We start from the raw sequence: 8,266 nt of genomic DNA, 5'->3' as shown, positions 1-8,266 counted from the left end.
TGCCGGATCCGCCGCCGTTGCCGCTGCCGCAACTGGATCCGGCGCAGCCCGCCGCATGGCCGGCGCAGTTGCGCCGCTACCGCGCGGCCGCCTCGGCGCGCCTGGTGTGGCGCGACGTGCTGGGCCTGGACGAGGTCGATGCGACCCTGGCCGGCAGCACGCGCTTGGCCGAGGACTGCCTGGCGTTGGCGCTGCAGGCGCTGGAAGGCGAGTTCGCCGCGCGTCATGGCGTGGTCCGTGCCGCCGATGGCAGCGTGCAGCGGCTGGTGGTGTTCGGCCTGGGCAAGCTCGGCGGCGGCGAGCTGAATTTTTCCTCCGACGTGGATCTGGTCTACGCCTACCCGCAGGGCGGCGAGTCCGATGGCACGCGGGCGCTGGCCGCCGAGGAATACTTCGCGCGGCTCGGCCAGCGCCTGGCGCGGCTGCTCGACGAGACCACCGCGGACGGCTTCGCGCACCGCGTGGATCTGCGTCTGCGCCCGTTCGGCACGGCCGGCCGGGTGGCGCTGTCGTTCGCCGGCATGGACCAGTACTTCCAGCGCGAAGGCCGCGACTGGGAGCGTTATGCCTGGCTGAAGGCGCGCGCGGTGGCCGGCGACATCGCCGCCGGCGAGGAATGGCTGCAGGCGCTGCGCCCGTTCGTGTACCGGCGCTATCTCGACTACACCGCGCTGGACGGCCTGCGCGAGATGAAGGCGGCGATCACCGCCGAAGTGGCACGCCACGACCGCCTGGACGACATCAAGCGCGGCGCCGGCGGCATCCGCGAGATCGAGTTCCTGGTGCAGTCGCTGCAGTTGATCCGCGGCGGCCGCGAACCCGCGCTGCGCGAACGCCGCCTGTTGCCGGCGCTGCACGCGCTGGTCGCCGCCGGCCAGGTCGCCGCCGAGGATGGCGCGGCGCTGGCGCGTGCGTATCGCTTCCTGCGCCAGGTGGAGAACCGCCTGCAGATGCTGCGCGACGCGCAGACCCACGCGTTGCCGGAGGATCCGCTGGATCGCGCGCGCATCGCGTTCGGCCTTGGCCATGCCGACTGGGCCGGGCTGCACGCAGCGCTGCAGGTGCAGCGCGATCGGGTCGCCGCCGAGTTCGCCGAACTGCTGGCGCCGCGCGAGCGCGCGCTGGCGCCCGATGCGCTGGCCGACTACTGGCGCGGCCTGCCCGACGCTGGCCAGGTGCAGGTGCTGCGCGAGGCTGGTTTCTCAGACCCTGACGGCGCCGACCAGGCCTTGCGCGGTTTCGTGCAGTCGCTGGGCGTGCGCACGCTCTCCGATGCCGCGCGTGCGCGCCTGGACCGGGTGCTGCCGGCGCTGCTGCATGCCGCGGCGCGCTCGGCGCAGGCCGATGCCGCCCTGCACCGCGTGCTCGGCCTGCTGCAGGCGATCCTGCGCCGGGCCAGCTACCTGGCCCTGCTCGACGAACAACCCAGCGCGCTGGCGCGGCTGGTCGACGTGCTGGCGCGCAGCGCCTTCCTGTCCGAACGGCTGGCCGCACACCCGCTGCTCCTGGACGAACTGCTCGACAGCCGCGTCGATGGCCCGATGCCCGATGAGGCGGCGATGCAGCGGCTGTGCGATGCCGCGGTCGCCACCGCCGGCGACGATCCGGAAGCGGCCCTGCGCGGCCTCAACGAAGCGCGCCAGGCGCTGAGTTTCCGCATCGCCCTGGCGACGCTGGATCGACGCCAGCCCGCACTCGACAGCGCGCGCCAGCTCGCGCAACTGGCCGAGGCGGTGGTGGTGACCGTGCTGCGCCTGGCGCGTGCCGATCTGGTCGCCGCGCACGGCGAGGTGTCCGGCGGCAGTTTCGCCATCGTCGGTTACGGCAGCCTCGGCGGCGTGGAACTGGGCATCGGCTCGGACCTGGACCTGGTGTTCCTGTACGACCATCCGCCGGGCGTCGAAGCGTCGGTCGGGCCGCGGCCGCTGGAGAGCGGGCGTTGGTTCGCGCGGCTGGCGCAGAAGGTGATCGCGTTGCTCGGCGCGGTCACCGGTGGCGGCCGCCTGTACGACATCGACGTGCGCCTGCGCCCGGACGGCGGCAAGGGCGCGCTGGTGTCGTCGCTGGCCAGCTACCGCGAGTATCAGCGCGAGCGCGCCTGGACCTGGGAGCACCAGGCGCTGGTGCGCGCGCGCGGCGTGGCCGGCGATGCGCCGCTGCTGCAGCAGTTCGAGCAGGTGCGCGCGCAGACCCTGGCGCGCCCGCGCGAGCCTGCAGCGCTGCGCGAGGAAGTGCGCAAGATGCGTGCGCGCATGCGTGCCGAACTGGACCGCAGCGATGCCGCGCGCTTCGACCTCAAGCAGGGCGCCGGCGGCCTGGTCGACCTGGAATTCCTGGTGCAGGCCGGCGTGCTGCTCGGCGCCGCGCAGCAGCCGGCACTGTTGTTGCCGCGCGACACGCCAGCGCTGCTCGATGCGCTGGCGCACAGCGGCTGGTTGCCGCCGCCCATCGCGGCGAGCCTGCATGCCGCGCATGCCACGCTGGTCGAGGCCGGCCTGGCCTGCACGCTGGACCGGCGTCCGCGCCTGACCGCGCCCACGGTCGAGATCGCCGCGGCGCGTGCGGCGATCCGACAGGCCTCGGTCGCGCTGGAGCTGGTGTTCGTCGATGGCCGTGCGGACGGCGACGCGGCACGCTAGCGCGATCCTTGTTGGCAGCGCATGTGCGCACGCGTGGTGTCGGTGGCGACATGCTTCTCCGGCAACGCCGCGTCTCGCCGAGTCGCGGCGGAAAGCGCGCCGTCGGCGCTGGCTGCAATCGGCCGGAGGGCCTGGGCTCGCCGCCGTGATGCCACCGCAAACACGCCGCCTTGGTCGCGGCGATCGGCGCCGGCATGCCGTTCCGCGCCGCGGTGGCGCGATTGCTACACGCTGACGTATTGAGACTGGAACCAGACCGCGTCGGGATCAGTGTCCACCACCTGGTCGGGATCCACGCCGAACAGCGCCTGGTAGGCGCGCTTCCACAGGCCGGCGCGGCCGGCACACAGCTCGTGCCACAGCGCATAAAAGGTCATGGAATCGAACACCCGCACCACGTCCACGACCTGCTCGAGGTAGGCCTGGAACAGGTAGATCCGCTCGCCGTCCACCAGGATGTTGAAGTTGTGGATCAATTGCGACGGATCGCCCAGCAGCACGAGGTTGACGAAGTCGCCGTCGCCGAAGGTCGGCAGCGCCGCGTCCGCCAGGTACAGCCGTGTGCGCAGGGGCCGGTCGCGACGCAGCAGCACCATCTCCAGCATCAGCGGGGCGAAAGTGTTGCAGGACCATTCCGGGCAGGACACCGCGGGCGTGGTCAGCGTGGGCAGCGCCGTACCGGCAGGCTGCAGTTGCGCCAGGGTGGCGTTGAGCGCGCTCAGCGCGAGGGCGGGGGTGACGTCGTGCGGCATGGGCGTGGTCTCGTCGCAGGCGCGGCGCACGGGACGTGCGCCGCCGATGGCCTGTTCAACGTCTGTCGTGGCCGCTTGTGAAGCCGCGCTTGCGCAAAGCGCGGCGCAGCCGTCAGCGCGTCGGCGCCATCCGCCACAGCAGCGCGCGGAACGGCGCCAGCAGGCACACGCCGATGCCCAGCTTCACTGCCAGGTCGCCGGCGGCCCAGCTCAGCCAGGGCAGCGCCGAGCCGGCGAAGGCGATCGACCAGAAGATCGTGGTGTCCAGCGTCGCGCTGCAGGTGGTGGCGACGATCGGCGCGCGCCACCAGCGGCCGCGGCGCAGCCGGTCGAACACGGTGATGTCCAGCAACTGCGCGGCGATGAAGGCCAGGCACGAGGCCGCGGCGATGCGCGGGGTGGCGATCCAGATCGACAGCAGCACCGCCAGTGCGAACCCGCACCAGGCCACCCGCCGCGCCGCGCGCGGGCCGAAGCGGCGGTTGATCAGGTTGCTGACCAGGAACGCCAGCGGATAGCTGAAGGCGCCCCAGGTCAACCAGTCGTTGATCGGGAACTGCACCAGCACGTTCGACAGCAACACCACCGCGCCCATCGCCAGCACGGACAGCAGCAGCGCGCGCGGGGTCAGCGCGGCGAAAGTGGGCGAGGGAGCGGCAACGGACGGCACGGCGATCGGGGCAGGGGCGGCGGGCGCGCATTATCGCGGCCCGGACACCCAATGACCAATGCCCGTGTGCGGACACGCTCCTACAAATGGAACCCCGCGCTGGGAACCGCTTTTGCGATTCCCCATTCCCTATTCCCCAATCCCGGCTCCATCGCGGCTGAAGCCGTTCCTACAAATGGAACTCCGCGTTGGGAACCGCTGTTGCGATTCCCCATTCCCCATTCCCCATTCCCCATTCTCGGCTTCACCGCGGCAGCGCCGTCCCATCCACCGCCGCGCGGCCCACCGCCGGGTCGTCGGTGAAGAAGCCATCGATGCCGGCATCAATCAACGCGCGCATTTCCTTCATGCTGCCGGCGGCATTCACCGCGGCCGGGCCGCGCGCGTCCTGCAACTGCTTGGGCAGGAAATAGTTCTCGGGACGGAACGTGTACGGAATCACCTGCAGGCCGGCCGCATGCGCATCGGCCACGAACGAGGTGGGCGGAGCCAGGGCGCCGTCGGCGCTCACCGGCACGATCGCGCGCAGGTTCGGGCTGACCAGCTGCGCGTACTTGGCGATCGCGCGCAGGCCTTGCGCGCTGCCCATCTGCGCGTAGGTCGGACCGTCGCGCAACTGGTCGCCTGGACGCTCCTTGGGATCGCCCAGCAACTGCACCAGGCGCACGTTCGGATGGGTGTCGCCGAGCTTGCCGTGCAGATATTCCAGGTTGCCGATCTCGAACGACTGGATCACCACCGGCGCCTTGCGCGTATAGGCATGCGCATCGAGCGTGGCGACCAGCTTGTCTTCCATCGCCAGGCCGAGCCCGCGGAAGTAGGTGCCGTGCTTGATCTCCGGGATCAGCCCGATCGGCCGGCCGCGCGTGGCCGATTCGGCCGCGGTGAAGTCGATGATCTCGTCCATGGTCGGCACCTGGAACTGCCCGTCGAAGGCGGTGCCGCGCAGTTGCGGCAGGCGCTCGCGCGCGCGCAGGGTCTTCAGCTCGGCCAGGGTGAAATCTTCGGTGAACCAGCCTTCCACGCGCTGCCCGTCGATCTGCTTGACGGTCTTGCGCGCGGCGAACTCCGGATGCGCGGCCACGTCGGTGGTGCCGCCGATCTCGTTCTCGTGGCGCGCCACCAGCACGCCGTCCTTGGTCGAGACCAGGTCCGGCTCGATGAAGTCGGCGCCGTCGGCGATGGCCTTGGCGTAGGACGCCAGAGTGTGCTCGGGACGCAGCGCGCTGGCGCCGCGGTGGCCGATCACCAGCGGCTTGCTCTCGCCAGGGGCGGCGGCCGGTGCGGCCGCCGCGGTGGTCGCCAACACGGCCATCGCGCATCCCAACAACCAGGAGGTGGATCGGATCATCGCATGCGTTCCGGTTCGGAGGCGGACGGACAGGATGGACGCGCTCAGAAGCGCGCGTCCAGGGTCAGGAACGCCTGCCGCGGCGCGCTGGCGTGGAAGGCCAGCGAGCGGCCGTTCGGATCGCTGTTGCTGAAGGCGGTGAGGTTGGAGGCGTAGCGCTTGTCGGTGAGGTTGGTGACGTTCAACGACAGCTTCAGGTCCCGCAGGAACGACACCGCCCCGAAATCGTAGCCGGCGCCGGCATCGAAGGAGGTGTAGCCGCCGAAGCCCTGGTCGTTGGTGTAGGTGTAGTAGCGCTGGCCGGTGTACTTGCCGCGCAGGTTGGCGTTCCAGCCGTTCCAGGTCCAGCTGAGTTCGCTGGCGAACATGCGCTTGGGCGTGTCCACGGTGGACTTGCCCGCGGTGGGGATGACCGCGCCGTTCTGCACGTAGTTGTCGTCGTAGGTGGAGCGGTTGATCGAGGCCGAGTTGTACCACTGCAGGTGCGCGGTCGGCTTCCAGATGAAGGTCAGCTCGCCGCCGCGGCTGCTCACCGAGCCGACGTTGAAGAAGCGCGTGGTGCACGCCGGGCTGGTGCCCTGCTGGATGCTCGGGCACGGGTTGAGCGAGAGCAGGCGGTTGTCGAAGGTGACGTCGTAGCCGACCAGCGAGGCCTCGAACTGGTCGCGCACCAGGCGGTAGCCGGCTTCGAAGGTCTTGGACTTCTCCGGCTGCAGCGCGCCGACGCTGGCGTCGAACGAGGCCTGCGTCACCAGCAGCGGGCCGCCGGCGCCGCCGCCCTGGAACGCGGCGATGTTCTCGGCGTAGGAGGCGAACACTTCCTGGCCCTCGGCCAGGCGGTAGCTCAGGCCGGCCTGCGGCAGCAGCGCCTTGCTGGCCTTCAGTTCGCCGTTGGCCACCGGCGCTTCCACCGCGATCCCCGGCGTCTCGCGCGCGGTCATCGTGGTGTGCGGGCTCTTGGCGCCGATGTCCAGGGTCAGGCGCTCGTCGAGCAGCTTGAAGGTGCCCTGCACGTAGGCCTGCTTGGTGGTGATGACGTAGTCCTGCGAGAACAGCCGGCGGTTCGGGTTGCTCAGGAAGATGTCGTCGTCGATCGGGCCGTCGATCCAGTAGAAGTTGCGCTCCACGTGGTGCTTGTTGCGCTCGTACCACACGCCCGCTTCCAGGTGGTGCGGGCCGATGTCCCAACCCAGCGAGGCGATGCCGCCGGTGCGGTTGATGGTGTAGTTGGTGCTGCGGATCGAAATCGGCAGCGCCTGCGGCGTGCCCGGGTAGGACGGCTGGCCCGGCGACCACCAGTGGCCCTGGCCTGCGTTCTCGTGATGGTAGACCTGGGTGTGCACGCTCACCGCATCGGACGGCTGGAAGTCGCCGGCCAGGTAGTACAGGTCGTCGTTGCGCAGCGCGCGGCTCTGGTAGTAGGCGTCGTCGATGTTGTCCACACCGCCGCTGTAGCCGCAGCGGCTGGGGTTGCGTGTGGCCGGGGCGCAATAGGCCGCGGCCAGCGCACGCTGCCAGTCCGGCGCATACAGATTCCAGTCCCAGCCGAGGCCGCGGTGCAGGCCGCTCTTGGACAGGTACGCGTAGTCGGCCTGCGAGGTGCGCGAGGTGTCGACGAAGGCGGTGATCTTGCCGCCTTCGAACTGGTACACGCCCTTGCCGTTGAACTGCGCCGTGTGGGTCGGCGAGCCCGGCGGCGCCCACATGTCGGCGTCGGCGTAGATGCCGGACAGGTAGGCGGAGAAGCCGTTGTGCTCGCCGGTATCCAGGCGCAGGTAGGTGCGGCGGTTGCTGTCCGAGCCCACGGTCTGCGCCAGGCGCACGCCGACCTCGGTGGACGGGTCGTCGGAGTAGTACTGCACCGTGCCGCCGAGATTGCTGGTGGAGGCCGTGCCCAGGCTGCCGATGCCCGAGGCCAGTTCCACGCCGCCGAAGTTCTCGGCGATCAGCGCGCGGCTGATGTTCAGGCCGTTGTAGTTGCCGTAGGCGTTGTCGCCCAGCGGCAGGCCGTCGAGGGTGTAGCCCAGACGCACGCCGTTGAAGCCGCGCAGGCTGATGGTCTGCGATTCCTCGTTGGCGCCGAAGGCGTCGTTGGACTGCACGTTGACGCCGGGAATGCGGTTGAGCAGCTTCTGGATGCTGGTGCCCGGCGGCAGCACCGCCACGTCCTGGGTGGTGATGCGCTGCACCTGGCGGGTCTCGCCCTGGCCGATCACCGACACCGCATCGAGTTGCTCCACGTCGGACGCGACACCATCGGCGGCGGGCTCCGCAGCGGTGGCGGCGAAGGGCGACAACAGGGCGGCGAGGATCGCCGTGCTCAGCAGGGAATGGAGAGGCATGCGCAAGGGGGATTCGTAAAGGAAGTGCGCACACGATGCGACAGCGACGTTGCAGGTTGGCGTCATCGGCGTTGCGGTTGTCATGCAGCGGTCCTGCGGCATGGCGTTCGTGTCGCCGCCGCCAGGAGGACGATGACTGCAGGCGCGCCATCGTGCGACATCGCGGAAGAAGCGGTGTGGCGCGCGCGCGTGTCGACATCAATGCGATACAGAGTGTCGTCGATCGCCATGCATGACGAGTGGTGAACACATGTAGGCGTGTGTGTCGGAAACCCGGCGAAACATGCTGTTTCCAAAGTCGAAAACGGCGTCGTCCGTCAAAGTTTTGTAGTGCGCTCCTCCTCAATGATCACGCCTCGCCCAAGCCCGACGACGTGCCGATGCGTGCAGACATGAGCAGGAAGCACAGTGCCCTCGCGTCGCTCGGAGCGTCGTTCGCGTGCGCTGTTGGGTCCTCGCCTCGACAGGTCTGCGCGCGCCGTACCCTCACCCCAACCCCTCTCCCGATGGGA

At 70.0% G+C, this 8,266-nt stretch carries 5 protein-coding genes; 1 reads left to right on the top strand and 4 read right to left on the bottom strand.

Features of this window, described 5'->3' with window-relative positions; translation table 11 throughout:
• Positions 1-2,639 (top strand): bifunctional [glutamate--ammonia ligase]-adenylyl-L-tyrosine phosphorylase/[glutamate--ammonia-ligase] adenylyltransferase (gene glnE / locus D588_RS23725; RefSeq protein ID WP_017914643.1); only part of this gene is annotated, 2,639 nt, incomplete at its 5' end.
• Positions 2,640-2,863: 224 nt separating this feature from the next.
• On the opposite strand, the gene D588_RS0100905 is transcribed toward glnE, so the two are convergent.
• From D588_RS0100905 to D588_RS0100890, 4 genes are all read right to left on the bottom strand, one after another.
• Positions 2,864-3,391, bottom strand: a complete 528-nt coding sequence (locus D588_RS0100905) for a hypothetical protein (RefSeq protein WP_051067812.1) — start codon at positions 3,389-3,391, stop codon at positions 2,864-2,866.
• 112 nt (positions 3,392-3,503) lie between these two features.
• On the bottom strand, positions 3,504-4,061 hold the full coding sequence (locus D588_RS0100900) for a queuosine precursor transporter (protein WP_017914641.1): 558 nt from the start codon (positions 4,059-4,061) through the stop codon (positions 3,504-3,506).
• Between the two features lie 244 nt (positions 4,062-4,305).
• Complete coding sequence (locus D588_RS0100895) at positions 4,306-5,376, bottom strand: glycerophosphodiester phosphodiesterase (RefSeq protein ID WP_017914640.1); 1,071 nt, start codon at positions 5,374-5,376, stop codon at positions 4,306-4,308.
• An 80-nt stretch (positions 5,377-5,456) separates the two neighbouring features.
• Positions 5,457-7,754, bottom strand: coding sequence for a TonB-dependent receptor (locus D588_RS0100890; RefSeq protein WP_017914639.1), 2,298 nt, complete (start codon positions 7,752-7,754; stop codon positions 5,457-5,459).
• Between the last annotated feature and the right edge of the window lie 512 nt (positions 7,755-8,266).

This window comes from Xanthomonas sp. SHU 308 (genome assembly GCF_000364645.1).
Classification (GTDB): domain Bacteria; phylum Pseudomonadota; class Gammaproteobacteria; order Xanthomonadales; family Xanthomonadaceae; genus Xanthomonas_A; species Xanthomonas_A sontii.
This window is presented reverse-complemented; position numbering and strand designations above follow the sequence as displayed.